The 25966-nt window shown below is 65.0% G+C and carries 19 protein-coding genes; 7 read left to right on the plus strand and 12 right to left on the minus strand.

The features are described from left to right. The first annotated feature begins 4 nt into the window (after positions 1-4). Together LK540_RS14165 and LK540_RS14170 are read left to right on the plus strand one after the other, a co-directional pair. Positions 5-1090: an ABC transporter permease gene (locus tag LK540_RS14165; protein ID WP_229438051.1), complete on the plus strand. Its 1086-nt coding sequence runs from the start codon at positions 5-7 to the stop codon at positions 1088-1090. Between the two features lie 3 nt (positions 1091-1093). Next, the gene (locus tag LK540_RS14170; protein ID WP_229437938.1) at positions 1094-2059 is read left to right on the plus strand and encodes an ABC transporter permease; all 966 of its coding nucleotides are present in this window, start codon (positions 1094-1096) and stop codon (positions 2057-2059) included. A 70-nt stretch (positions 2060-2129) separates the two neighbouring features. Here LK540_RS14170 and LK540_RS14175 read toward each other — a convergent pair whose 3' ends face one another. The 12 genes from LK540_RS14175 to puuE all read right to left on the minus strand — a co-directional run bounded on the left by LK540_RS14175 (position 2130) and on the right by puuE (position 20983). Further along, on the minus strand, positions 2130-3494 hold the full coding sequence (locus LK540_RS14175) for a hypothetical protein (protein ID WP_229437939.1): 1365 nt from the start codon (positions 3492-3494) through the stop codon (positions 2130-2132). Positions 3495-3590: 96 nt separating this feature from the next. After that, positions 3591-4448 carry a MipA/OmpV family protein gene (locus LK540_RS14180; protein ID WP_229437940.1) on the minus strand — a complete coding sequence of 286 codons (858 nt, stop codon included), beginning with the start codon at positions 4446-4448 and terminating at the stop codon, positions 3591-3593. Between the two features lie 429 nt (positions 4449-4877). After that, on the minus strand, positions 4878-5930 hold the full coding sequence (locus LK540_RS14185; protein ID WP_229437941.1) for a S1/P1 nuclease: 1053 nt from the start codon (positions 5928-5930) through the stop codon (positions 4878-4880). A gap of 26 nt (positions 5931-5956) precedes the next feature. Then, positions 5957-6133, minus strand: a complete 177-nt coding sequence (locus tag LK540_RS14190) for a hypothetical protein (RefSeq protein WP_229437942.1) — start codon at positions 6131-6133, stop codon at positions 5957-5959. Between the two features lie 2 nt (positions 6134-6135). Beyond that, positions 6136-7836 (minus strand): bifunctional UDP-sugar hydrolase/5'-nucleotidase, encoded by a 1701-nt coding sequence (locus LK540_RS14195; RefSeq protein ID WP_229437943.1) that lies wholly within the window; start codon positions 7834-7836, stop codon positions 6136-6138. Between the two features lie 168 nt (positions 7837-8004). Further along, a complete protein-coding gene (locus LK540_RS14200) occupies positions 8005-11415 on the minus strand; it encodes a TonB-dependent receptor (protein ID WP_229437944.1) in 3411 nt (1136 codons plus the stop codon). A gap of 532 nt (positions 11416-11947) precedes the next feature. Further along, positions 11948-13471 (minus strand): adenosine deaminase, encoded by a 1524-nt coding sequence (locus LK540_RS14205; protein WP_229437945.1) that lies wholly within the window; start codon positions 13469-13471, stop codon positions 11948-11950. 346 nt (positions 13472-13817) lie between these two features. Then, entirely contained in the window at positions 13818-15122 is a 1305-nt protein-coding gene (gene guaD, locus LK540_RS14210; RefSeq protein WP_229437946.1) for a guanine deaminase, read from the minus strand. Further along, on the minus strand, positions 15122-16123 hold the full coding sequence (gene xdhC / locus LK540_RS14215) for a xanthine dehydrogenase accessory protein XdhC (protein WP_229437947.1): 1002 nt from the start codon (positions 16121-16123) through the stop codon (positions 15122-15124). The genes guaD and xdhC overlap by 1 nt, the downstream gene beginning before the upstream one ends. Continuing rightward, positions 16123-18459, minus strand: coding sequence for a xanthine dehydrogenase molybdopterin binding subunit (gene xdhB / locus LK540_RS14220; RefSeq protein ID WP_229437948.1), 2337 nt, complete (start codon positions 18457-18459; stop codon positions 16123-16125). The genes xdhC and xdhB overlap by 1 nt, the downstream gene beginning before the upstream one ends. 10 nt (positions 18460-18469) lie before the next feature. Next, entirely contained in the window at positions 18470-19936 is a 1467-nt protein-coding gene (gene xdhA / locus LK540_RS14225; RefSeq protein WP_229437949.1) for a xanthine dehydrogenase small subunit, read from the minus strand. Between the two features lie 99 nt (positions 19937-20035). Then, positions 20036-20983, minus strand: coding sequence for an allantoinase PuuE (puuE, locus tag LK540_RS14230; protein ID WP_229437950.1), 948 nt, complete (start codon positions 20981-20983; stop codon positions 20036-20038). Positions 20984-21091: 108 nt separating this feature from the next. Here puuE and uraH point away from each other — a divergent pair, with 108 nt between their 5' ends. The 5 genes from uraH to LK540_RS14255 all read left to right on the plus strand — a co-directional run bounded on the left by uraH (position 21092) and on the right by LK540_RS14255 (position 25676). Further along, a complete protein-coding gene (gene uraH / locus LK540_RS14235; protein ID WP_229437951.1) occupies positions 21092-21445 on the plus strand; it encodes a hydroxyisourate hydrolase in 354 nt (117 codons plus the stop codon). 117 nt (positions 21446-21562) lie between these two features. Beyond that, positions 21563-22120 carry a ClpP family protease gene (locus LK540_RS14240; protein ID WP_229437952.1) on the plus strand — a complete coding sequence of 186 codons (558 nt, stop codon included), beginning with the start codon at positions 21563-21565 and terminating at the stop codon, positions 22118-22120. 252 nt (positions 22121-22372) lie between these two features. Continuing rightward, positions 22373-23605, plus strand: a complete 1233-nt coding sequence (locus LK540_RS14245; RefSeq protein WP_229437953.1) for a hypothetical protein — start codon at positions 22373-22375, stop codon at positions 23603-23605. 10 nt (positions 23606-23615) lie between these two features. Continuing rightward, positions 23616-24023, plus strand: a complete 408-nt coding sequence (locus LK540_RS14250; protein WP_229437954.1) for a hypothetical protein — start codon at positions 23616-23618, stop codon at positions 24021-24023. Between the two features lie 84 nt (positions 24024-24107). Then, positions 24108-25676, plus strand: a complete 1569-nt coding sequence (locus LK540_RS14255) for a methyl-accepting chemotaxis protein (protein ID WP_229437955.1) — start codon at positions 24108-24110, stop codon at positions 25674-25676. Positions 25677-25966: the final 290 nt, after the last annotated feature.

Here is a 25966-nt window from a genome sequence, read left to right on the forward strand (position 1 = left end):
ACAGATGAAACTCACCGAACTTCCACGCTGGGCGACCGGTATCGCCCTGCCGCTCCTGAACCTGCTGTCGGCGCTGCTGGTCGCCGCGCTCGTCATCCACCTGCTGGGCGAAAGCCCGGTCGAGTCGATGAAGATCCTGATCGACTCGGCCGTCGTCAATCCGGAAGGCCTGGCCTACACGCTGTTCTATGCCAGCACCTTCATCTTCACCGGCCTTGCCGTGTCGATCGCCATGAAGGCCGGCCTGTTCAACATCGGCGCCGAAGGCCAGATGTACTTCGGCGGCCTGGGCCTGACCCTGGCCGTGCTGGCTTTTGATGCCACGCTGTCGCCCTGGCTCCTGATTCCGCTGGCCATGCTCGGCGCCGCCGTGTTCGGCGCGCTGTGGGCCTTCCTGCCTGGCTACCTGCAGGCCAAGCGCGGCAGCCACGTGGTGGTCACGACCATCATGTTCAACTTCATCGCCGCCAGCCTGATGAACTTCATCATCGTGAAGTACCTCATTCCCGAGGGCGAGCAGAACCCGGCCAGCCGCGTGTTCGCCGACAGCGCCATGCTGCCGACCCTGAACACCTGGTTCCCCTTCTTCGGCGACACCCCGCTGAACATCGGCTTCCTGGTCGCCATCGCCGCCCTCGTGATCTACGGCGTGGTGGTGTCGCGCTCGACCTGGGGCTACCAGCTGCGCGCCACTGGCCTGAACCAGCACGCGGCCCACTACGCCGGCGTGCGCATCAGCCGCATGATCATCGTCGCCATGCTGATCTCGGGCGCCCTGGCCGGCCTGGCCTCGGTGAACTCGATCATGGGTTCGACCCACTACCTGAGCCTGAACTTCCCGGCCGGCGCCGGCTTCATCGGCATCGCCATCGCCCTGATGGGCCGCCAGCATCCGGTCGGCATCTTCCTGTCCTCGGTGCTGTTCGGCGCGCTGATCCAGGGCGGCTTCGATTTGTCGCTGGAAAAACCGAACATCCCGGTCGAGACCTTCGTCTTCATCCAGGGCCTGATCATCCTGTTCTGCGGCGCAATGGAAAACCTGTACGGTCCGGCGCTCCTGAAACTGATCAACGCAACACGCAAGGGTTAAATCATGGAAGGCTTTGATATCGCCAACATCGTCGTCTCGACGATCCGCAACGCGCCGGTGCTGATGTTCGCCGCGCTGGCCGGCCTGTTCGCCGAACGCAGCGGCGTGGTCGACATTGGCCTCGAGGGCAAGATCCTCGCCTCGGCCTTCGTCTCGGCCGCGGTCGGCTACACGACCCAGAACCCGTGGCTGGGCATCGCCGCCGGCATCGCCGTCTCGGTGGCGCTGGCCATGGTCCAGGCATTCGTGTCGATCACCCAGAAGGGCAACCAGCTGGTGGCCGGCATCGCGATCAACATCGCCATGAGCGGCCTGACCTTCGTCGTCGCCCAGTACATCTTCCAGCAGGGCGGCCGCACGCCAGACCTGGGCGCGGCGCGCCTCTCCAGCGTGACCCTGCCGGGCGCCGAAGCCGTGGCTGGCGTCCCCGTGCTCGGCTGGATCTGGAACAGCCTGCTCGGCGGCCACTCGCCGCTGGTCTACCTGGCCTTCCTGCTGCTGCCGGTCGTGCACTGGGTGGTCTACCACAGCCGTTTCGGCCTGCGCCTGCGCGCCTGCGGGGAAAACCCGCACGCCGCCGATGCTGCCGGCGTCTCGGTGGAGCGCACCCGCTACATGGCGATGCTGGTGGCCGGCGTGCTGTGCTCGTTCTCGGGCGCCTACCTGTCGATCGTGCAAAGCGGCTTCTTCCTGCGCGACATGTCGGCCGGCGCCGGCTACCTGGCCCTGACGGCCCTGGTGTTCGGCAACTGGCGTCCGCTGCAGACCGTGCTCGGCTGCCTGATGTTCGGCTTCTTCTCGGCGGTGCAGATCCAGATCGAAGGCGTCGATTTGCCGGTCGTGGGTCGGATTCCGGGCTCGCTGATTCAGATGATTCCGTACGTCGTGACCGTGATCGTGCTGGCCGGGCTGATGGCCAAGTCGGTAGCGCCGAAGGCGGTGGGCAAGCCGTTCGTGAAGTCGCGCTGATCGCATTCAGCGTAAAACAGAAGGCGGCCGATTGGCCGCCTTTTTTATTGTCGACGCCGGCGTGTGAATATCACTTCTGCGCCTTGCCCGCCGCATCGAGCTTGCGCAGCGCATGCTCCTTGCCCGTCATCGCCTCGTGCCAGGCCGGCAGCACGCGGAAGGTCAGCGCCAGGTCGTAGTCGCCGGGGATGCTGCCGGTGTCCATCGGCACGTTGCCGGCGCGGTTCTGGAACCAGCGCAGCCATTCCACGGACCCTGGCGCCGGCGAATTCATGTAGGGCGCGCCGGCGTTGGCGGCAGCGCCTTCGCCCGGTGCGGCCAGCGGCATGAAGAACGATGCCATGCCCTGCTTCGGATTGGCCGCATTCCACTGCGCGGCGCCGTGGCAACTCAGGCAGGACGAATTCGCGGCGTTGCGGGTCAACACGCGCCCGCCCTCGCCCGCCACCGAGATATCGTTCAGCGCATGGTCGTTCGGCCCCGACAGGCGCCCGCCCCAGCCCAGGGTCTCGAGGGCGTACACGGGCGCGTTCGGATTGACCCAGGTTTCCTGCAGCGCGGCGCCCGGGTTCAGCGCGCTGTTGGCCTGCGGGTCGTTGCCCCACTGGGCGCCGAGCGGCACCATCTGGTCCCACACGCCGGCGCTGCCGGGGCGCGTGTCCTTGTCGTAGACCAGGGTCGTGAATACCCACCCGGTCTGCGGCGCCGATCGCGTGTCCTTCACCACGATGTCGACCTGCATCAGGTACGCCTTGTCCAGCTTCGGCCTGTCGTTGTGGCCGGTGGTGGCATTCGCCGTCATCATCATCGGCCAGGCCAGCGCACCTTCCATGGCCGGCCAGGTGGCGGGGTCGGCGGTGGTGAAGGCCAGCTTGACGGTGATCGAACCCTCGGCGTACTGGGTCGCACCGCCGTCCAGCACCGGGGCGTTCGGGTTGCCGCTCCAGATCTTTCCCAGCGTTTGCGCAGCGGTGCGGTTGTAGTAGGTCAGCACATAGGTCGTGAAGGGCTTGCTCAAGCCGCTTTTCGGGAACAGGGTGTTGTCGACCTTTTCGATCCCGACCAGCATGCCGTGCACCGGCTCGCGCTGGGCGCCCAGCCAGGGATCGTTATACCGGCCGCGCTGGGCGGCGTTCCAGTCCTCGTAGTCGGTCAGCAGCGTGGCCATGTCGCGCGCGATGCTGTCCTTCAGGGCCTGGGTGTAGGCCGGTGCAGTGGCGGTGGTGATGGCGCCGTTGCCGATCGCCGCGCGCCAGGGCATGTAGGGCGCCGGCAGGCCGGCCGGATAGTTATAGCTGAGCCTGAACAGCGGCCCCGTGTAGTCGGCGGGCGGCAGCTTGCCGTTGTGGTCGGCGTAGGGGTTGACGCTGGCAGCGAGCGCGCCGAGCGCGAGCAGGCTGCCGGCCAGGCAGAGGCATGCGTTGCGGATGAGCATGGTCGATTCCTTGTGTGGAGGGCGAACAGCTCATCTTCCGCGCGGGCGGGGGCCACGGTTTGTGGCCGGACAATGGTTACCGATTAATCGAAGTGATCAGTCGCGTGCCATTGCCGCCGAGCGCCACAGCGTCCACGACAAGCCGATGCCGCCCGATACGCCATTGTTCTTGCGATGCAGCGGGCTGTCGTCGTTGGCGCCGACGCCGTAGTTCTCGGCGCGCACGAAGCCGAACACGCGCAGGTCCGGATTGATCTGGCGCGCGGCAAAGGCGCCCAGGCGCACCAGGATCAGGCCGGACTTGGCGGCATAGGCCGGGCGGTCGGCCGTCGCGTACTGCGGCGCCACTTCGTAGAAGTAACGGTTGATCTTGCCGTCGCCGACGACGGTGGACAGCTGGGTATCGAACAGCCATTTGCCGTCGGCGGTGCGGCGCTCGTAGACCAGGCGCGGCTCGAAGGTGTAGCCCTGGTGGCGCACGCCGCTGCGCACCTCGAACACCGCGCGCAGCGGCAGCTCGGCGCGCAGGCCGCTGTAGGCGTCGAAGCGCGCCAGGCGCAGTTTCAGGCGCGGGCCGAACTCGCCCAGGGCGCCGAGGTCGGACATGCCGGCACGGGCATCGACGTCGTCGGACTTGGCCGGCAAGGACGCCGCCAGGCCGACGTCGAGCTCGGCGTTCTCGCTGCGGAACAGGCGCGCACCGATGCCGGACTGGTCGGCCCGGAAGATCTTGCCGCGGTAGATCACGGTGGGAATCGCCAGCACGCAGATTTCGCGGTCATCCGCGCCGGGATAGGCCGGGGTGCTGATGACACCGCCGCCCAGGCCGAGTTCCCACAGCGGACGGCCGGGCGGTTCGCTTGGGGACGCAGCCGAATCGATGATCTGGGCGGAAGCGTGCAGCGAGCAGGCCAGGCCTGCGAGGCCGGCAATGGCGGGCAAGATTTTGTTCATGTGAAAAGGGAAAAGGCGCGGGGCGCGGGGCTTGTTATTTTAGCAGCAGAATGGGCGGGATTTGCGGGTCCCGGTTGCTGGCGGTTGCGTCAACGTCGGGTGGTCCGGACTGCGCCAATCATGGCCGGATGGGTCGCGCTACGATAGGCATCGTAGGGTGGGCACTCCGTGCCCACGCGGTACGTGCGTGTCTGGAGTTACGTACGCAAACGTGTCGCTCGCGAGGTATGCAACGGACGGCAAATTGGCTTCGCTCGTTGTTTCGAGCGATGGGTTACGGCAGCAGGTGCAAGGATACGTGCGTACCGCGTGGGCACGGAGTGCCCACCCTACGTTTGATTCTCGGATAAAACGGCGGTACCGGCTCGCCAATAAAAAAGCCGCAGCTTGCGGCTGCGGCTTTTCTTCAATACGTCAACGGCGGAGCAATCAACCGTAAATCGCCTTCAACACCTCGGCCAGCTTGTAGCCGCCCTTGATCAATTGTTCCTTGGCCACCTGCGAGCTCGGCACTGGATAGTTGTCCGGCACTTCCAGGGTGAAGGTGTAGTAGGTGTCGCCCTTCTTGCTGGTCTGCGGCACGAGCTTGCCCGGCACCACGTCGCCGTAGGCGATCTTCGACGCCACCAGGCTGTCGTCGGCCCACTGGTAAGGCCAGGTCGCCAGGTCGCCCGTGTTCGCCTTGATGGCCGGCTTGCCGGCAATCGCCGCGTCGGCAAATTGATCCGGGGTCTTGGTGCGGATGCGGCGGAAGGCGTAGTCGACCGTGGTGCTGTCCCAGTAGGAGTGGAAGGGCTTGGTCAGCGCCTTCGGCACGCCTTCCCTGATCGGCTTCGGCTCGCCCGGCGGGATCACCGCGTCGCTCAGGCGGGTCAGGCGTTCGTCGTCGAGCAGCAAATTGTTGCCGCCGCGCGAATCGAAGATCGCCGCTTCGTCGACCTCGGCATGGGTCTTCGGCACCACGAACTTGCCGTCCTTGCTGACGAATGCCGCGCCCACGTGCAGCGGCTGGTGGATGTCGCCGACCATGTGGGTCAGCAGGATCAGCGCCTGGCGCTTGGTGAACTTGTGCGGGTTCAGGGCCGGGTCCGTCTTGCCCTGCAACACGGCGATAGCCTGCTTCAGCGTCTGCACGATGTCGTGCTCGCTCGTGCCCACGCCGTGGTCATGGTAGTGCTCGAGCTGGAACGGCACGTCGGTGTAGTGGTACTCGCTGTGCTTCGGGTTGGCATTCGTGTACTCGACCATTTCCGGCGACTGCGGGCCGCAGTAGGTGCCCTTCACGCAGTCCGGCCAGTTGGCGATCGATTGCAGGGTTTCGCCCGGCTGCAGCAAGGCGGCGATCTGCTTCTCGGCATTCGTGCCCTTCAGCAGGCGGTCGGCAATCGCGCCCACCGCGCGGTGGCCGTCGCCGCCCCAGGCGGCCGCGTCGAGCGACACGAAGGCGCTTGCCAGCGCCAGTACACAAGCTAGTTTTTTCATGACATTCCTTGGGTTAGTGCATTTGTTTATTGCTGCGTCGCGAGCAGGAGCGACATGACAGCCATGATCGCGGCCGCCAGGGCGCCCAGCATCAGCAGGCGCCGGCCCGGCGACAACGAGGATTTCAGCAGCAGGCGCTTGACCACGGTGACGCCGATCACGGCCAGCGCGATGGCAACGATGACAACGGTGTTCTGGTCCATGCTCAGTTCCTCGCGCCGGCTTTGTCGATGCGCACGCTTGACGCCATGCCGGCCGCCGGTGCGCCCGCGCCCGGGTTCTTCGCAATGAAATCGCTCAGCGCGTCGAGGTCGACCAGCTGGGTATCCACGCGGTTCGTGCCCTTGGCGAATTCCAGAATATTGTCGCCGCCTTCGGCCAGGAAGTTGTTCGCCACCACGCGGTAGGCCTTGCCGTCCTCAATCGGCGCGCCGTTCAGCTTCAGGCTGCCCGGCAGCACGCGGCTGCCCACCGGGCGGCTGGCGTCCCAGCTGTAGGTAAAGCCTTGCGACACCTGCAGGATGGTGGCGCTGGAGCTGCTGGGGCGGTCCCACTGCTGCTCGAGCAGGCGGCGCAGCTGGGCGCCGCTCAGGTCCATCACCACCAGCGTATTCCCGAACGGCAGGACGGCCTGGGCATTGCCGAAGGTGGCCACCTGCCCGTCCGCGGTTTCCAGGTCCTTGCGGATGCCACCCATGTTCATGAAGCCGATCTGCACGCCCAGGTTGCGGGTGGCGGCGACGATGGCATCGGCAACCAGGTTGCCCAGCGGGGCCTCGCCGGCATCGTTGGCCTTGCGCGCCACGACCGCCGTGCCGAGTTTCCCCAGCGGACGCGCCAGCGCCGCGCGGCTGCGCTCCTTCACGCTGGCCAGGTAGGCGGTAATCCGCGGGTCGGCCGTGAACTTGCTCGGGTCCATGACCACGTTGCGCACGTCGATGTCGGCAACGGCGCCGCTCTTCGGATCGACCTTCAGGGCGATGCGCGACAGCAGGTGGCCGGCGGCGTCGGCCTGCGTGACCACGCGGCCGTCGACCTGGCACAGGTATCCCTGGTGCGAGTGGCCGGTAATCACCAGGCGGATTGCCGGGTCGAGCTTCTTGACGATGTCGACCACGCCGCCGGTCAGGCCCTTGCAATTGGGCTGCTCGGGCGATTCGTCGGTGCGGCCGCCCTCGTGCACCAGGGCCAGGATCACCTGGGCGCCTTCGGCGCGCATCTGCGGCAGCGTGCGGTTGATGGCCTCGGCTTCGCCGATGAAGTCCAGGCCGGCGATGGCCGAGCTCATCGCCACCGAGGCGGTGTCCTGCAGCACCACGCCGACGATGCCGACCTTCACGCCCTTGACGGTCTCGATGCGGTAGGCCGGCATGAAGGGCTTGCCGGTGGCCTTGTCCAGCACATTGGCGGCGAGGTAGGTGAAGCGCGCGCCCTTGAAGTCCGGCGCGAGTTTGCAAGCCTTGTTCGGGCGCGGCGAATCGCAGCCGCCGTGCTGCTGGCGCAGCAGTTCCTTGCGGCCCTGGTCGAATTCGTGGTTGCCGACCGAGCTCACGCGCAGGCCGAGCAGATTCATCGCTTCGATGCTCGGCTCGTCGGCCCACATCGAGGACAGCGCCGGGCTGGCGCCGATCAAGTCGCCGGCGCCGATGAACAGCAGCTCCTTGTCTTCCTTGCGCCAGGCGGCCAGCGCGCCGCTCAGGGCTTCGATGCCGCCGGCGCGCAGGGTTTCGCTTTGTCCGCCGGCACTGGTGTAGGTGTACTTGCTCGGTTCGAGGTTGCCGTGGAAATCGTTGATGGCGACGAGATTGAGGGTAATCGGTTCTTGTGGCGCCGTGGCGCAGCCGGCGGCGGCAAGCGCCAGCACGAGGGTGGAGAGAACGGCGCGGGCGCGCGGGGAAACGATCATGGATTACCTTTGGTCGACGAAAACGGATGCCCTCGCAGGGCGACCCGGATTATTGCACGTAGGGGGACGCGAGGCCATCCTTACAACTGCCCTACCCGCTCACGTAAACAAAAAAACGGCCGGTGTTGCCACCGGCCGTTCATCACCCTACAGGCAGGGAATCAAGTATTAGAACTCGTACTTGACGGTTGCCTGGATGGCCCACTGCGACTCGCCCTTGGCTTGACGCACGTTCAGGTCTTCCACGTTGTTACGCACGGCGTAGACGTACTTGCCGTCTTGCAGACCGACGTAGTCGACGAAGCTGCGCGCCTGGGCGCCGGCCGACTGGAAGCCTACTTCCTCGATACGGCCCCACTTCTTGTTCAGCAGGTTGCCGAAGTTCAGGATGTCGAGCGAGAAGCTGGCCTTGTGCTTGTCCGAGAAGCCAGGGATTTCCTGGGTAACTTTCACGTCGAAGCTGTTGGTCCATGGCGAGAAGGCGCTGTTACGCTCGACCACGCCACCCTTTGCATTGCGCAGGGCCTTGTTGCCGTTGACAACTTCCCAGAAGCGACGCTCTGCATCTTCGCGGGCTGCGGCGGTTGCACCGTAGAACACGACTTCGCCCGAACCTTGGGCGCTCGGGATGTACATCAGGTCGTTGCCTGCCAGGCCGTCGCCGTTCAGGTCGTTGTTGATGGTCCAGCTGTACGGCTTGCCCTTGCGGCCTTCATAGAAGACGCCCAGGCGGGTGCGGTAGTTGCCGAAGAAGCGCTTCTCCCACGACAGGCGGGCATTGATACGGTCTTTCACCAGGTACGAGGAGTTGGCGGCAACGTCTTCGTTCGGGTTAAAGACCGAGCGGCCGGTCCAGTTCGAGTTCGAGGTCGACGAGGTCAGCGGCGAGACTTCGGTCGCGTTGGTGTGGGTGTAGGCCACCGACCAGCCGAAGCCCTTGCGGGTCGGGCTCGTCAGGGACAGGGTCACCAGTTGCGCATCGCCCTTGTCGGTTTCCTTGGCCAGCAGCACGTTACCGTAGTTCAGGTTCGAACGGGCCTTGGCAGTGGTCTGGCAGCGGCTTGCCACGCTCACGGCGTTGTTGGTGAACGAGTAGCAGGAAGCGTCATAACCCTGTGGACCGTAGAACAGTGCGCGGCCATCGCTGCCGGTTGCGCTCGGCGCGCCGATGTTCAGGTTCTGGTAGTAGATCGCGTTCTTGTTCTGGGTCGCCAGCAGCTCGGCGCCGAACACCAGGCCGTACCATGGCAGCTCATGCTCGAATGCCAGGTTGGCTTTCCAGATCGACGGTTGCTTCAGGTTCGGCGACAGGATGTCGACGTTTGCCGCCGGGGTCGCGCCAGGCACGGAGCGCTGTGCGGTCACGTCCGGGGTGAAGGTGCCGTCGGTGGTCGGGCAACGGACTGCGCCGGAACCGGCTGCGCAGTTGATGATGCGGGTAGCGACGCCCGGGTTCGAGAACGGGTTCGACATCCACACGGTTGCGGCCGCGCCCTGGAACAGGCCGAAACCACCGCGCAGCTGCATCGGACGGGCCGAGTCGAACTTGTAGTTGAAGCCGACACGCGGCTGCCACAGTTTCTGGCCGTCGAAGGTCTTGGTGTTGTCGTAGCCGTAGCCACCCGACTGGCGGCCGTACTGGCCGGCGCCGTCGATGGTTGCCGCAGCCACGGCAGCATTCTGCAGCGGACGGTTGTTGACGTCGGTCATGTCGACACGGACGCCGGCGCTGATGGTCAGGTTGTTGTTGACCGACCAGTTATCCTGCAGGAACACACCGGTGTTCTTCATCTTGAACTGGGCAACGGCATTGTCCAGCGAACCGCCGGCGACTGGCACCTGCACGGTGTAGGCGGTCGGACGGCCGCGCGAGAAGTTCTCGTAGAGGGCAGCGTCGATCTGGGATGCGCTTGCGGTAGCGCAGTTGATCGAACCGAAGCTGTACGAGAAGTTGCTATCGCACTGGAAGGTGTAGTTACCGAAGATGTTCTGCAGGAAGGCGTTGTACACCTCGTTCGAGGTGTAGTCGGCGCCGACCTTGAATTCGTGGTCGCCCAACTTGTAGTTGGCGCCCGCGTACAGGTCGAGGGTCTTGGTGCCCAGGACGTTGTTGTGGCGGCTGTTTTCGGTACCGGTGTTCAGGAAGCGGTTGCCGGTACGGGTGCCGGCAGGCGCGTCCGGCGGCAGTGCGCCGCTGAACTGGAACGACATCGTCGGCAGACGGGCGTTGTTGATCGGCACCGAGTCGTAGTCACGGGTCGAGGCGCGGAATTCGGTCGAGAATTTCTCGGTCCAGTCCGAGAACACCTGGGCGACCGCGGTCTCGATGCTCTTGTCCTGGTTGTAGAACTGCGAGGTCAGGGCCACGCCGCTCTGCGAGAAGCCAGGGTAGATCGGCTCGTTCTGGGTGGTCTTCGAGTAACGGAAGCTGGCGCGGTGGTCGTCGTTGATGTTCCAGTCGACCTTGAAGGTGCGCTCTTCGGTCTTCATCTTGTTGTTCGACGGGATGTCGCTGCTGCCGATGTCGAAACCATAGCGGTTCTGGGCGATTTCCTGGATGCGGGCGATCTGGGTCGGGCTGATGCCGACGGTGGTGCCGGTGCCCGAGCCGATGGCGCCGTATTCCGGACCGCTGCGGCTGCTTTCGTAGTTTTCAGCCAGGGCGAAGAAGAACAGCTTGTCCTGGATCAGCGGGCCGCTGACCCACGCGCCCTTGGTGTTGTCCTTGAATTCAGGCGCGTCGTTGTACGTGTCGGTGGCCTGGTCGTAGCGCTTGCCGACCAGACGGTCGTCACGGGTGATATAGTAGACGCCGCCGTGGTACACGTTGGTACCCGACTTGGTGACGGCGTTGACGTTGGCGCCGGTGTAGCCGCGCTGGGTCACGTCGTAGTTGGCAACGTTCACCTGCACCGAGGCGATGGCTTCCATCGAGATCGGCTGGCGGGCGGTCGGGCTGCCGTTGGCTTCCAGGCCGAAGGTGTCGTTGATGGCGACGCCGTCGATGGTCATCGAGTTGTAGCGCGAGTTCTGGCCGGCCACCGACATCTCGCCGCGTTCCTTGTCGGTCTGCGAGACGCGCGGATCGATACGCGCGAAGTCCTGCAGGTTGCGGTTGATCGATGCCTGGGTTTCCAGGTCGGCGCGGGTCAGGGTGGTGACCGAACCCATGGCGCTGTTCGAGAAGATTTCCGAGCGTGCGCGCGAGCCGCTGACGGCCACGGTTTGCATCTGCTGGCCCAGGGTTGCGTCGACGGCGGCGGTTTCAGCCAGCTCGACGAAGACGTTGTCACGCTTTTCGGTGATACCGTTTTTGGTAATAACGATCGTGTATGGACCACCAACACGCAGGCCACGTGCGACGTAACGGCCTTCGGCGTCGGTCACCACGTTGCTGACGGAGCCAGACTCCGTGTGGATGATCTGCACCTGGGCGCCCGCTGCCGGCGTACCGTCTGCACCCGAAACACGGCCGCCAATGGCCGAGGTGGTGTTCTGTGCGAAAGTCGGCGCAGCCGACAACGCAATCGACAAAGCCAGCGCCAGCTTGGTCAGCCGGATCTGATGTTGAGTGATCATTGTTAAAACCCCAAAATAGACTTTAGTTATTTTGGACATCCGAAGATGTCCCTCTTTACAAGTACTGCAACCTGGTTGCTGCGAACCGCAGCGGCACAGCGCGCCATCCCTGGACCGGCGATTGTAGACAGGAAAGATGTCATCCCTGTTACACGTCGCCCTTGAAAAAACTTCAAGCATATTTACTAACGTCAACAAATATGCATGAGCCCCATCGGCCAGACAAATACGTTTTCCCTTCGCCATTTATAGGCTAGGCGTCTGAATCGCCCGAAAAACGTGCATCTTGTGCACCGCAGCGAGGTTTCTCGCGCAAAATCACAAGGCGCGATTATACGGAAGGCATTCTTTGATGAAATATTTAGATAAGCATTTTCGGAAAACGCAGGGGCGCCCCTGTAAATCTGTGGTGAGGAGGCCACAAATGTTAGCTCAGCACTAACTTCCGTCCGCTCCAGGGCAGTGCAAGGCATGGTGCACTTGCAAAAACGGCAGCCTTGCGCTGCCGTTATCGAAACCATTTATTTGTTGCTTATTTGATTTTTGCGCGTGGTGCCGGCACAACGGTTTTCGCCAGTCCCGCGATGTCGGCCTCGAACTTCGCATAGCGCGCGTCGAGCTGGCGCGTCAGGCGCGACTTCTCCGCAGCGGGCAGGAAGGCGTAGCGGATGCTGTTGTACGAGGCCTTTTTCATCTCCGCATAGTCCGGCTTGTAGCGGCTGGCGAACAGCACGTACTCGTTGCTCAACGTGTGACGGGTGACGCCGGCGTCATCGGTCGAGATCACGTAGGGCACGCCGTACTTGCGGTACAGCGTGATCGGGTGGTTCTCGTCCTTCAGGCCATTGATGAAATCGTTCGAGGTCAGGTTGATTTCCACCGGCACGTCGTCCTTGCGCATCTTCGCCATGATCGCCAGGGCATTCGTTTCATGCGCCAGGTCGATGCCGTGGCCGATGCGGTCGGCATTGGCCACCACCAGCGCCTCGTCGATGTGGAACTTCAGGCCTTCCGGCGGCACGTCGCCCATCGCCAGCTCGCCGGCGTGCATGGCCACCTTCACGTCTGGATACACCGACTTCAGGAAGCCGAACATTTTCATGTGCAGCGTGTAGTCGCGCATCGAGACGGCCGTGCTTTCCTGGCCGACGATGTTCACGCCGACGATCTTGCCATTGGCTGATGCCGCCTTGAAGGCGCCGATCATCGAGGAAAACACCTGCGACGGGTTCAGCAACCGCAGCACATAGGTCTGGTAGCGCATGGTGAAGCGCTCGTCGTCGATGCCCTGCGCCGCTTCGTCGATCCTGGCGACGAAGTCACCCAGGGTCTTGTTGAAGGCCGGGTCGCGCGCCAGGGTTTCCATCCACTTGTTCAGTTCGACCTTCAGGCCCGCGTCGTCGTTCACCAGCTGCCAGGCGCGCGCGTCGAACTCGGGGTTGGCGACGGCCGGCGCCATCTTGAACATGGTCTCGATGTAGCCGACGTTCTCGGCGATCGCGCGCTTTTTCAGCTCCTGCAGGCCTTCGACGAAGTTGGCGTTCGAGACCGGGCCGAAGAAGCTGAAGGTCTGGAAGAACAAACGGTCCGGCGGCGGCTGGAGCGCGCCGTGGTTGTCGAAGTCCTTGTTCGACCAGCGCTGCACCAGCTCGCGCCAGGTGTGGTCGTCGGCATAGACTTCGGCGCTGGACAGGCAGTTGCGCTCCTTGGCCGGCTTCGCGCGCTCGGCGGCGATGACCTCCTTGTTGGTTTCGATGCGGTAGGTCTGCTTGTTCACGCACAGGCCCTGCTTGTCGAGGAAGTCGACGTACTGCTCGGCATAGATCGAACCAGAGTAGTGGTGGTGCAGGTCGCCGCCCTTCGGCATCTGGGTGAAGAACATGGTCAGCTCGGCCAGCTTCGGCTCGCTGCCGGCGATCAGGCCGGCGTAGTGGCGGGCGGTGGCGGCTTCGTTGGCCTGGCGCGTGGCGCTCGCGGGCTCCTTGGCGGCCACGGGCGCGGCCGAGGCGGCAGCACAGGCGAGCGCGATCAGGAGGCTGCTCAGTTTCTTCTGCATCGTGATTCTTTCGTAACGGTTGGTTGGTGCGGACCGCGAAACTCTAACCGTTTTCGTGCGGGGTTGGCAATGGATGGGGTTGTGTGGTTTGGTGCGGGAGGTGTGCGCCAGCGTTATCGGGGCTGTTGCCTGCGCGGTTATTGGTGGGTTGAATCCGCGTGGGCACGGGTGCCCACCCTACGGATAGCGCCGCGGGTTCGGCACTTCGTGCCTCGGCCACAAAACCATTTGGGGTTTTCGGCCCGGAACGTTTCCCGTAGGGTGGGCACTCGTGCCCACGCGGATCAAAGGGGCCGATAACAGAACAGGCAACAGCCCCACTAACGTCAATCCACGGGTTGAAAAGTCACCGCTGGTGAACGAGCTTCCCCATCGCATACGTCGCAAAAATGGTCCGGTCATCCCCCAACAACGCCAGCGCAAACAACTGCTCCTCCAGCGTATTGCAATGGCTACTCCGCCTTGCCATCAAGGGCGTGGCCTGCGGGTCGAGCACCACGAAATCGGCTTCGGCGCCGGGAGTAAAACTGCCGATCGTCCCTTCCAGGTCCATCACCCGCGCCGCACCCAGCGTGGCAAGATAGAACATGCGCAGCGCCGGCAGATAACTCCCCTTCAGCCGCGCCACCTTGTACGCTTCGTTCATGGTCTGCAGGATCGAGAACGAGGTCCCCGCCCCCACGTCCGTCCCCAGCGACAGCAGCGCCCTGGCCCCATCCGCCTTCTCGAAATCGAACAACCCGCTGCCCAGGAACAGGTTCGAGGTCGGGCACACCGCTGCCGCCGACCCGGTGGCCGCCATGCGCGCAAAGTCCTCGTCGTCGAGCCAGATGCAGTGCCCGAACAGCGCGCGCGGGCGCATCAGGCCGAAGTCCTCGTACACGCCCAGGTAGCTGCGCGACTTAGGGTACAGCTCCTTCACCCAGCTGCACTCGTCCTTGTTCTCCGACACGTGGGTCTGGATGAAGGTGTCCGGATAGCTGGCCGCCAGTTCGCCCGTCAGGCGCAGCTGCGCCTCGCTCGACGTCGGCGCGAAGCGCGGCGTGATCGCGTACAGCGCGCGGCCGCGCTTGTGCCACTTGTTGATCAGGGCTTCGCTATCGCCGATCTGGCCTTCGGCGTCGCGCAGGAAGTCGGGGCAGTTGCGGTCCATCAGCACCTTGCCGGCCACCATGCGCAGGTTGCGCGCTGCGCTCGCCTCGAAAAAGGCGTCGACCGAACCCGGATGCACGGTGCAGTAGACCACCGCCGTGGTGGTGCCGCAGCGCGCCAGTTCGTCGAGGAAGAACTCGGCGGTGGCGCGCGCATGCACCGGGTCCTCGAAGCGGCGCTCGGTCGGGAAGGTGTAGGTCTCCAGCCAGGGCAGCAGGCCCTCGCTGGGCGAGGCGATCATGTCGGTCTGCGGGTAATGCAGGTGGGTGTCGATGAAGCCGGGCGTGATGATCTTGCCGCGGTAGTCGACCGGTTCGACGCCCGGCGGCAGGGTCGCGCTCAGTTGCGCGTAGTCGCCGGCCGCCTTGACGCGGCCATCCTCGATGACGAGCAGGCCGTCCGTGTGCCAGGAATAGGCCTGCTCGGCGAAAGCCGGGTCGGCGTGAAAATGCAGCAAGCTCGCACGGTAGGCTTGCACGGTAGGGTGTGCGGTGGACATCAGTTGGATTCCGGAGAAGCGTCAAGAAGGCTGGAGGCCTGGGCGGTCTCCCAGACGGTCAGCAGCTGGGCCGCGACGGCGACGGCGATCACGGCCGGGGCCTTGCCGGCAATGCCGGGCAGGCCGATCGGGCAGACCATGGCGCCAATGCGCTCGTCGGCGATGCCGCGCTCGCGCAGGCGGTGCTCGAACTGGCGGCGCTTGGTGTCGGAGCCGATCAGGCCGAACCAGTCGGCATGTTCCAAAGTTCGAACGCGCGACAGTATCGCAATCGACAGGCGCAGGTCAAGTGCATGACTGTGTGTCATCACCAGGAAGGTCGTGCCGGGGGCGGCCCGGGCAACCAGTGCTTCGGGCGTGTCGGTGGCTTCGATGCTCACGTTTGCCGGCACCTCGGCCGGGAACATGTCGTCGCGCTCGTCGACCCAGGTAACGCGGCAAGGCAGCTCGGCCAGCGCACGCACAATGGCCGCACCGACGTGGCCGGCGCCGAACAGCATCAGGTGGGCGCGCGGGGCGAAGACGGCGTCGGCCAGCCAGCGGCGGCCGGATGCGTCGGTGAAAACGTGGGTGCCAAGGCCAGGGTCGAAGTCAGGCGCGGCATCGCCTGCCAACAGCCGGCCCGCGCCGTCGAACAGCGAGGCGAGCGTTCCGCCAATATCGATGAGACGCCAGGTGTCCTCGTTGCGCCGCTTGTCGAGCAGCGCCATCTGCTCGCGGTCCACGACCTCGAACACCAGGTGCGCGATCCCGCCGCAGCACTGTCCCAGGCTCGGCCCCAATGCAAATCGCTCGATCCGCGCTGGCCCGCCCTCTTCCAGCATCGTGCGCGCCATGTCGATCGCGCGGTGCTCGAGATGCCCGCCGCCGACCGTGCCGGCAAAGCCATCACGGGTGACCAGCATCTTCGCTCCAGGCTCCCGCGGCACCGAACCTTCGACGATGGCGACCGTGACCAGCACGGCCGGCGCGCGCAGCGCGGCTGTCAGCCAGTCGTCCATCACGCGCTCGGGTGGGCAGCTTCCACCGCGGCGATGGCATCCAGGATCGCTTCGCTGGTCGCCGGCGCATTCAGCGGCGGATTCACCTTGTGTCCGCCGACGCTGGAAATCGCATCGCGCAGCGCAAAGAAGACCGAGAACGGCAGCAGCAGAGGCGGCTCGCCGACCGCCTTCGAGCGGTGGATCGAATCCTCGACATTCCGGTTCTCGAACAGGCGCACGCGGAAGTCGCGCGGGCAGTCCGACACGCCCGGGATCTTGTACGTCGACGGCGCATGCGTCATCAGCTTGCCGCCGGCGTTCCACCAGAGTTCCTCGGTGGTGAGCCAGCCCATGCCCTGGATGAAGGCGCCTTCGACCTGGCCGATGTCGATGGCCGGGTTCAGCGAATTGCCGGCGTCGTACAGCGCATCGGCGCGCAGCAGCTTCCATTCGCCGGTCAGCGTGTCGATTACGACCTCGGCCACCGCCGCGCCATAGGCGAAGTAGGAGAAGGGCCGCCCGCTCATGGTCTTCGCGTCCCAGCTCAAACCCGGGGTGGCATAGAAGCCGTCGGACCAGAGCTGCACGCGCGCCAGGTAGGCCTTTTGCACCAGGTGCTCGAAGGGGATTTCCATCCCGCCCGCGAACACGGTATCGGCCGCGAAGCGCACGTCCTCTACCGCGCATTCGTAGGTGGTGGCGGCAAACGCGGCCAGGCGCTCCTTGATCTGGCGCGCCGCATCCTGGGCCGCCTTGCCGTTCAGGTCGGCGCCGGTGGATGCCGCCGTGGCCGAGGTGTTCGCGACCTTGCTGGTGTTGGTGGCAGTCGCGCGCACACGCTCCACATCCACGCCCAGTTCGTGGGCGACCACCTGCATCACCTTGGTGTTGATGCCCTGCCCCATCTCGGTGCCGCCATGGTTCACCATGATGGAGCCGTCGACGTACACGTGCACCAGCGCGCCGGCCTGGTTCAGGTGGGTGACGTTGAAGGCGATCCCGAATTTCACGGGCGTGAGCGCCAGGCCTTTTTTCAGCACCGGGCTGCTGCGGTTGAATTCGGCAATCGCCTCGCGCCGCACGCGGTATTCGCTCGAGGTTTCGAGTTCGGCCACCAGTTCGTGGATGACGTTGTCGACCACGGCCTGGCCGTAGGGCGTGACGTTCCGCTCCGTCTTGCCGTAGAAGTTCAGCTTGCGGATGTCGAGCGCATCGGCGCCCAGGTTGCGCGCGATCTCGTCGATCACGTATTCCATGGCGATGGCGCCCTGTGGGCCACCGAAGCCGCGGAAGGCGGTGTTCGACTGGGTGTTGGTCTTGCCGCAGGCGGCGCGGATATCGACGTCGCTCAGGTAGTAGGCGTTGTCGTAGTGGCAGACCGCGCGCGTGGCGACCGGGCCGGATAGGTCGGCCGAGTAGCCGGCGCGCGAGACCATGTCGATCTTCGCGGCCAGGATGCGGCCGGCTTCGTCGTAGCCGACTTCGTAGTCGTAATAGAAGCAGTGGCGCTTGCCGGTGACCAGCATGTCGTCGTCACGGTCGGCGCGCAGCTTGACCGGGCGCTTCAGCTTGGCCGCCGCGATCGAAGCCGCCGCCGCCCACAGCGCCGACTGCGATTCCTTGCCGCCGAAGCCGCCGCCCATGCGCCGGCACTCGACCACGACGTGGTGCGAATGCAGGCCGAGCGCGTGCGCGACCACGTGCTGCATCTCGCTCGGGTGCTGGGTCGAGCACTGCACCAGCATGCCGCGGTCTTCGCCGGGGATCGCGTAGGCGATCTGGCCTTCGAGATAAAACTGTTCCTGGCCGCCGACGAAGAGCTGGCCCTTCACCTTGCGCGGCGCGTTCGCGAACGCGGTCTCGGCATCGCCGCGCGCCAGGCGCATCGGCGGCACGACATACGATTGCGCGGCGTGCGCTTCCTGCGGCGTGAGGATGGCCGGCAGTTCCTCGTATTCGATCTTCGCCAGGCGCGCGGCGCGGCGGGCGTTGTCGTGGCTGTCGGCAACGACGATGAAGACCGGCTGGCCGACGTACTCCACCTTGCCGTCGGCCAGGATGGGATCGTCGTGGATGATGGGGCCGCAGTCATTGGTGCCGGGGATGTCCTGCACCGTCAGCACCGCCACCACGCCGCGTGACGCGCGTACGGGCGCCAGGTCGATGGAGACGATGTTAGCGTGCGGCTTGCTCGACAAACCCAGCGCCGCGTGCAGCGTGCCCGCGACCTCTGCGATATCGTCGGTATAAGTGGCCTGGCCGAGCACGTGCAGCGTGGCCGATTCGTGCGGCCGCGAGCGGCCGACCGCGCTCCACGCCGCCGCCTTGATTTCAGGTGCGCCTGCGTCGTTCATGGTGATCTCCTTACGCCGTGGCTGCGAATGCGTTGACTGCGCCCTGCGGCAGCGGGTTGTCGAGGCGGGTCTCCAGCCAGAAGCGGCGCAGCAGATTCTGCGCCGTCTTCATGCGGTAGCCGCTGGAGGCGCGCATGTCGGACAGCGGCTGGTAATCCTGGGTCAGCGCGGCCATGGCTTCCTGCAGCGCGGCTTCGTCCCAGGCGCGGCCGCTCAGCACCGCTTCGGCCGCGGCGGCGCGCTTTGGCGTGGCCGCCATGCCGCCAAAGGCGATGCGCGCTTCCTTGACGATGTCGCCGTCCAAGGCGAGCGCAAACGCCGCGCACACGGCCGAGATATCCTGGTCGAAGCGCTTTGCCAGTTTGTAGGTACGGAAACGCACGCCGGCTTGCGGCAGCGGCACGCGCAGGCCGGCCACGAATTCGTCGGGCCGCATGTCCTTCTGCTGGTATCCCAGATAAAAATCTTCGAGCGCCAGTTCGCGTTCGCCTCCCGGGCCACGCAGCACCAGGCGGGCGCCGAGCGCGATCAGCCAGGGCATGGAGTCGCCGATCGGCGAACCGTTGGCGACATTCCCGCCCAGGGTGCCGGCATTCCGGATCGGCAGCGAGGCGAAGCGCTGCCAGAGTTCGTTCAGTTCCTCGGGATAGTGGCGGCAAATGGCGGCGTAGGCGTCCTGCAAGGTGACGCCGGCGCCGATGACTAGCATGCCATCGCGCTCGCTCACGCTTTTCAGCTCGGCCACATGGCCGAGGTAGATGATGTCATTCAGCTCACGCATCTGCTTGGTGACCCACAGGCCGACGTCGGTGGAGCCGGCCAGGATCAGCGCTTGCGGGTTGGCGGCGCGCAGCGCTACCAGCTCGTCCAGCGTACGCGGCGCGTGGAAGCTGCGGCCTTCGTACACATAGGTCGCACCGTTCGCGCGTTGCAGCGAACGCAGGGCGTCGGCCACGGCGGCGCGGTCGAATTCGGCGCGCGGCAATTCGGTCATGCGCACGGCAGCGTCGATGATGGGCCGGTAGCCGGTGCAGCGGCACAGGTTGCCCGATAAGGCATCGTCGATCTGGCAGCGCGAAGGTGCTTGCCCTTCCTGCTTCAGGTACATGCCCCACAGCGACATCGCAAACCCCGGCGTGCAGAAGCCGCACTGCGAGCCGTGGCATTCGACCAGCGCCTGCTGCACCGGGTGCAGGCGGCCATCCGGCAGCTGCAGGTCCTCGACCGTGAACAGGGCCTTGCCGTCGAGCGTGGGCGTGAACTGGATGCAGGAGTTCACCGCCTTCAGTTCCAGCTCGCCGTTTTCCAGCGAACCGACCACCACCGTGCAGGCGCCGCAGTCGCCTTCGGCGCAGCCTTCCTTGGTGCCGGTGCAGCGCAAGTCCTCCCGCAGGTGCTGCAGGATGGTTTGCGTCGGCGCCACGCCGGTCACTTCGTGGACGGCGTTGCGGAAATAGAAGCGGATCGGTTCGGCCATGGCTAGTCTCGGATTGGTCCAAGGGTGAAGAGTACCCCATCGGGGCAGCCGACAACTATAGCAGAAAAATGATATTGCTTATCACCAAAACAATATGCCTTACCCTATGAACGGATGCGTGGCCCGCCAGTGGTTCGCAATGTCGATCCGGCGCGTGATCCACACATGCTTGTGCTGCAGCACATAGTCGAGGAAACGGGCCAGCGCGGCAGCCCTCGCCGGGCGTCCGGCCAGGCGGCAGTGCAGCCCGATCGAAAGCATTTTAGGCGCATCCAGGCCATTCGGGTCGCCTTCCGCGTACAGCACGTCGAAGGCATCCTTCAGGTAGTCGAAGAACTGGGTGCCGGAATTGAAACCCTGCATGGCGGCAAAGCGCATGTCGTTGGTGTCGAGCGTGTACGGCACGACCAGGTGGCCGCGTTCGTCCGGCGCACCATCGGCGCTGGTTACGCTGACGGTCTGCCAGAACGGCAAGTCGTCGCCGTAATGGTCGGCGTCGTAGACGAAGCCGCCGTGCTCGACCACCAGGCGCCGCGTGTTCGGCGAGTCGCGCCCGGTGTACCAGCCGAGCGGCGCCTCGCCCGTGAGCGCGCGCATGATCTCGACCGCCTCGCGCATGTGGGCGCGTTCCGTGGCCTCATCGGTGTTCTGGTAGGAGATCCAGCGCAGGCCGTGGCAGGCGATCTCGTGGCCCAGCTCGCGGAAGGCGGCCACCGCCTCGGGGTTGCGCTGCAGCGCCATCGCCACGCCGAACACGGTGAGCGGCAGCTTGCGGTCCTCGAACATGCGCAGCAGGCGCCACAGGCCGGCGCGCGAGCCGTATTCGTAGAGCGATTCCATGCTCATGTGGCGCATCGGGAACGCCTGGGCGCCGATGATCTCCGAGAGAAACGTCTCGGACGCCGGATCGCCGTGCAGCACATTGTTCTCGCCGCCCTCCTCGTAGTTCAGCACGAACTGCAGGGCGATACGGGCGCCGCCGGGCCACTGCGGATGGGGCGGGTTGCGGCCGTAGCCGATCATGTCGCGCGGGTAGCTGGTGTCCATGGGCTTTTCGGCAGGATGAAGGGTATATGGCCGATCTTATATTGACGAAGGTGCAAAGGTATATGATCCGAACGATAGCCACCTTCACCAACTCCGTATAGGGGACACATGGGCAAGCTCAGCACCCACGTACTCGATACCGCGCACGGGCGCCCGGCCGCCGGCGTGGCCATCGAACTGTATGCCATCGACGCCGGCGGGCGCAGGCTGGTCAAGACCGATGCCACCAACCACGACGGCCGCTGCGACGCGCCCCTGCTCGAAGGCGAGGCCCTGCATGCCGGCCTCTACGAGCTGGTGTTCGCGGCCGGCGATTATTTCGCGGCCCAGGGCGTGGCCCTGCCGGAACCGCGCTTCCTCGACCGCGTGACCATTGCCTTCGGCGTGGCCGACGCCGGCCAGAACTACCACGTGCCGCTGGTGGTCACGCCGTGGTCGTACTCGACCTATCGAGGCAGCTGAGGGGCAGCTGCGAGGTGGCTGAACACGTAGCTGAGGACGCCCGGCAACACCCGCCGGTTTCGATTGCTGCCGCCCGCTCGAACTTGCTATCCTGTCCGCACACGACAGGAGACGCCCATGTCCTTGCACATCGTCCACTTCATCGGCCCGATCAACCACAATGCCGCCTGCGCGGTGCGCAACCTGTGCCTGCAGGCCCTGCAAAGCGGCGCCAGCGAAATCGAACTGCACATGTCCACCGAAGGCGGCAACATGACGGCCGGCTTTGCCCTGTATTTCTTCCTGAAATCCCTGCCGATTCCCCTGCACACCCATAACATCGGCAGCGTCGAATCGGTGGGCGTGGTGATTTTCCTGGCCGGGCAAAAACGCTATGCCTGCCCCGGCGCACGCTTCCTCATCCATCCTTTGCACTGGGGCTTCGGCAACCTGGTGGCGGCCGACCATGCGCGTGTGTCGGAATGGCGCGAATGCCTGGACTTCGATGCCGAACGCTATGCGGCAATCGTCGACGACGCCACGCGCGGCGCCCCGGAAGCTGGCGACATCCGCCCTCACCTGTTCGGCAATGCGCGCATCTACACGGCCGAGCAGGCCGTGCGCGCCGGACTCATCCACGAGGCCGTCCAGGCCCGCCTGCCCGCCATGGGCGCCACCACGCACTGGTGGAATTAGCCAACACATAACAGTTTATACTGTTTCTTTAAAGAAACTTAGAAGAATTTCATTATCTCAGCTCATCTGTTTCACCAAAACAACGCATTGATCTAGCGCAATGTCCTGTTTTTGGTGCAGTCCGTCCTTTTCCTTGTCTTTACTTTTGCTCCATGGATAGAATCATTTCGTTCTATTCATGCCGGGTGCATGCAGACAACACAATAACTAGAAGCAAATCTAATAAACGGAATTCCTGTAAGAGCTTATCTTATGAATAACAAGCACATCCTTGCCGCCATGCTGGCCCTGCCGCTGGCGCTGTCGTCGGCATTCGCACAAGAAGCGCAGAGTCCGACCGTCAAGATCAGCGGCTTCGGCACCGGCGCCCTGACCTGGACCAACACCAACGATGCCGAATTCGGCCGTCCGAACCAGGCGTCCGGCGCGAAGAAATCGCCGCGTACCGGCGTCGATTCGAACCTCGGCCTGCAGGCCGATGTGAGCGTCAACAGCTGGCTGTCGTTCACCGGCCAGGGCCTGGTGCGCCGCGATGCCGAAGACGACTTCGGCGCGGAACTGATGCTGGCCTTCGCCAAGGCGCGCATCAACGACGAAATCTCCGTGCGCGTGGGCCGTACCGGCCTGCCGGCCTTCATGATCTCGGACTACCGCAACGTCGGCTACGCGCACACCTTCCTGCGCCCGCCCGGCGAGATGTACTCGCAAGTCCCGTTCGACAAGCTCGACGGCATCGACGCCACCTGGCAGCGCAGTTTCGGCGACACCACCGTCACCGGCCAGCTGGCCTACGGCCGTTCCGAAGGCCGCCTGGCCGGCGGCGTGATCAAGGCCGAAGGCAAGGACGTGCTGGCCCTGAACGTGGTGGCCGAACACGGCCCGTTCACCGCCCGCTTCGGCCGCGTCGACGCCAAGGTCTCGGTCAAGCATTCGGCCAGCCTGGATGCCCTGCTCGGCGGCCTGCGCAACGCCGGCGCCGCCCTGCGCCAGCCGCAGCTGACCGCCATGGCCGACCAGCTCGACCCGACCGAAAAGGATGCCTCCTTCACCTCCTTCGGCCTGGCCATGGACTGGAACAACATCGTCGCCCAGTCCGAGTTCGCCAAGCGCAAGACCGACACCTACGTCAACGACACCACCTCGTGGTACCTGATGGGCGGCTACCGCTTCGGCAAGGTCCTGCCTTACGTCATCCACGGCAAGGTCTCGATCGACGGGCATCCGGCCAACGTGGTGCCGGCCGGCGTGCCGGCATTGGCGGCACTGCGCGCCGGCGCCGCTTCGCTGCCGTACATCGGCATCGGCCAGGGCGAGCAAAGCACCACCTCGCTCGGCGTGCGCTGGGACTTCCACAGCTCGGCCGCACTGAAGGTCCAGTTCGATCGCGTCAAGCCGGGCGTCGGCAGCGGCCTGCTGCTCAACGCCAAGCCGGGCTTCAACCGCGACGTCACCGTCGGCGCCGTTGCCGTCGACTTCCTCTTCTAAGGAGCGCAGCATGAACAAACTGATCTCCGCAGTGGTGGCCGCAGCCGCCCTGGCCGCCTCGGTCCCGGCCCTGGCCGAAGTGGTCGTGGTGGTGAACCCGAAGGCCGCCGAGGCTTCGATGACGAAGGACCAGGTCGCCCAGTTCTTCCTCGGTAAATCGAGCGCCATGACGCCGATCGACCAGTCGGAAGACTCGCCGCAGCGCGCCGAGTTCTACAAGAAGGTGACCGACAAGGACGCCTCGCAGGCCAAGGCCCTGTGGTCGAAGCTGGTCTTCACCGGCAAGGCCACGATGCCCAAGGAAGTCGCCAACAGCGCCGCCGTCAAGGCCGCCGTTGCCGCCAACCCGAAAGCGATCGGCTACATGGACAAGGCGTCGGTCGACGCCAGCGTGAAGGTGGTCTACACGGCGCCGTAACAGGGGCCGACAAGCTGTTTTCGACGATTTCCGCCCCGCCGGCCCTGCCTGCGGGGCGGTTTCATGAATAGTGAGAGACAAAACATGAGCATCAAGCGCAGGATTTGGGCACTCCCGGTCATTTCGACCCTGATCTTCGGCCTCGGTATCGGCGTGAGCGCGATGATCGCGACCGACGCCCTGAAGTCGATCAATTCCACCGAGAGCGTGGATTACCCGGTGCTGGACGCGTCCAAGGCATTGACCCTGGAAATCGGCGACGTCACCGACGCCCTGCGCGACGCCGTCACCGAAGGCGACAAGGCGCGCATCGAGGAAATCGGCAAGCAGGCCGACAAGGTGCGCACGCACCTGCAGCAGTTCGGCGCCATCGACGGCCAGGCCGCCAACGGCGCGCGCTTGCTGAAGGAATTCAACGACTACTATGCGCCGGCCCTGTCGGCCGCGCGCATCATGCTCGAGATGGAAGAAGGCGATCCGCAGGCCGTGGTCGGCAAGATGCAGAGCAGCCTGGCCACCCTGAACGCCGACCTGGACAAGACCCAGGCGCAGGCGAAGGAGCAGTTCAAGGCCGGCATCGCCAGCAGCGAAGGCAATGTGCGCCGCGTGCTGTGGACCATGATCCTGACCGCGCTGATCGTGATCGCCAGCCTGGCCGCGGTCTCGTGGTTCGTGGTGCGCGCCATCTGGCAGCAGCTGGGCGGCGAGCCGGAATACGCGCGCGAGATCGCCCGCGCCGTCGCGGCCGGCGACCTGGCGATGGACATCCGCACCGACGCGAAAGACAGCACCAGCCTGCTGGTGGCGCTGAAGGAAATGCGCCTGCGTCTGGCGACGATGGTGGCCGAGATCAAGGGGTCGGCCGAGACGATCGCGGTGGCCAGCGCGGAAATCGCCAGCGGCAACGCGGACCTGGCCGGCCGCACCGAATCGCAGGCCGCCAGCCTGGAACGCACCGCGCGCGCCATGGACGAACTGACCGGCGCCGTACGCCAGAACGCGGCGAACGCCAACGAGGCGAACGCGCTGGTGGTGAACGCCACCGACATCGCCACGCGCGGCGGCGAAGTGGTGGGCGGCGTGGTCGCCACCATGGGCGACATCAACACCTCGGCCAAGAAGATCGTCGAGATCATCGCGGTCATCGACGGCATCGCCTTCCAGACCAACATCCTGGCGCTGAACGCGGCAGTCGAGGCGGCGCGCGCCGGCGAACAGGGCCGCGGCTTCGCGGTCGTGGCCGGCGAAGTGCGCAACCTGGCCCAGCGTTCGGCGGCGGCGGCCAAGGAGATCAAGGAACTGATCGGCGACTCGGTGTCGAAGGTGAACGCCGGCAGCGCGCTGGTCGACCAGGCCGGCGAGACCATGGGCCAGATCGTGGCATCGGTGAAGAAGGTGCACGATATCATGCTCGAGATCACCATGGCCGGCCAGCGCCAGAGCGAAGGCATCGAGGACATCGGCCGCGCCATCGGCAGCATGGACGAGATGACCCAGCAGAACTCGGCCCTGGTCGAGGAAGCCTCGGCGGCGGCCGAATCGCTGACCGAGCAGACCGGGCAGCTGACCGGGGCGCTGTCGGTGTTCAAGCTGGCCGAGCAGGGTTCCGGCCCGGCGCTGGGCAAGCGCGCGGCGCCGCTGGCCTTGCGCTGATCGGTTTGCGTTCTATATAAGAGACAGGCGCCTGCGGGCGCCTGTTTTTATTTCTGGCGGCATCACGGCGGCAAGTCCATCCATGCGACACGTCAACGCATACTCGGGATATAACAGCCGCTCAGTCTGGTCAAATCGTCCACAAGCGTTATCCGGCCATCAACACGCACCGCCGCGTGCCAATTCGTCTACGTGGCGCGCACGCATCTGTCTCAATTGGATTCGCTTTACAAATTTGATGCCCATAGGCATCATCCGAAGAGTTCTCCCGCGTGGTTCAGGCCCCCGCG

Origin of the sequence: Massilia sp. IC2-278 (assembly GCF_020708045.1) — a bacterium.
Lineage (GTDB): Bacteria > Pseudomonadota > Gammaproteobacteria > Burkholderiales > Burkholderiaceae_D > Telluria.

What these genes read in the sequence shown, in the direction of transcription:
- LK540_RS14165 (WP_229438051.1), top strand. Translation starts at nt 5, where the DNA reads ATGAAACTCACCGAACTTCCACGCTGGGCGACCGGTATCGCCCTGCCG.
- LK540_RS14170 (WP_229437938.1), top strand. Translation starts at nt 1,094, where the DNA reads ATGGAAGGCTTTGATATCGCCAACATCGTCGTCTCGACGATCCGCAAC.
- LK540_RS14175 (WP_229437939.1), bottom strand. Translation starts at nt 3,494, where the DNA reads ATGCTCATCCGCAACGCATGCCTCTGCCTGGCCGGCAGCCTGCTCGCG.
- LK540_RS14180 (WP_229437940.1), bottom strand. Translation starts at nt 4,448, where the DNA reads ATGAACAAAATCTTGCCCGCCATTGCCGGCCTCGCAGGCCTGGCCTGC.
- LK540_RS14185 (WP_229437941.1), bottom strand. Translation starts at nt 5,930, where the DNA reads ATGAAAAAACTAGCTTGTGTACTGGCGCTGGCAAGCGCCTTCGTGTCG.
- LK540_RS14190 (WP_229437942.1), bottom strand. Translation starts at nt 6,133, where the DNA reads ATGGACCAGAACACCGTTGTCATCGTTGCCATCGCGCTGGCCGTGATC.
- LK540_RS14195 (WP_229437943.1), bottom strand. Translation starts at nt 7,836, where the DNA reads ATGATCGTTTCCCCGCGCGCCCGCGCCGTTCTCTCCACCCTCGTGCTG.
- LK540_RS14200 (WP_229437944.1), bottom strand. Translation starts at nt 11,415, where the DNA reads ATGATCACTCAACATCAGATCCGGCTGACCAAGCTGGCGCTGGCTTTG.
- LK540_RS14205 (WP_229437945.1), bottom strand. Translation starts at nt 13,471, where the DNA reads ATGCAGAAGAAACTGAGCAGCCTCCTGATCGCGCTCGCCTGTGCTGCC.
- guaD (WP_229437946.1), bottom strand. Translation starts at nt 15,122, where the DNA reads ATGTCCACCGCACACCCTACCGTGCAAGCCTACCGTGCGAGCTTGCTG.
- xdhC (WP_229437947.1), bottom strand. Translation starts at nt 16,123, where the DNA reads ATGGACGACTGGCTGACAGCCGCGCTGCGCGCGCCGGCCGTGCTGGTC.
- xdhB (WP_229437948.1), bottom strand. Translation starts at nt 18,459, where the DNA reads ATGAACGACGCAGGCGCACCTGAAATCAAGGCGGCGGCGTGGAGCGCG.
- xdhA (WP_229437949.1), bottom strand. Translation starts at nt 19,936, where the DNA reads ATGGCCGAACCGATCCGCTTCTATTTCCGCAACGCCGTCCACGAAGTG.
- puuE (WP_229437950.1), bottom strand. Translation starts at nt 20,983, where the DNA reads ATGGACACCAGCTACCCGCGCGACATGATCGGCTACGGCCGCAACCCG.
- uraH (WP_229437951.1), top strand. Translation starts at nt 21,092, where the DNA reads ATGGGCAAGCTCAGCACCCACGTACTCGATACCGCGCACGGGCGCCCG.
- LK540_RS14240 (WP_229437952.1), top strand. Translation starts at nt 21,563, where the DNA reads ATGTCCTTGCACATCGTCCACTTCATCGGCCCGATCAACCACAATGCC.
- LK540_RS14245 (WP_229437953.1), top strand. Translation starts at nt 22,373, where the DNA reads ATGAATAACAAGCACATCCTTGCCGCCATGCTGGCCCTGCCGCTGGCG.
- LK540_RS14250 (WP_229437954.1), top strand. Translation starts at nt 23,616, where the DNA reads ATGAACAAACTGATCTCCGCAGTGGTGGCCGCAGCCGCCCTGGCCGCC.
- LK540_RS14255 (WP_229437955.1), top strand. Translation starts at nt 24,108, where the DNA reads ATGAGCATCAAGCGCAGGATTTGGGCACTCCCGGTCATTTCGACCCTG.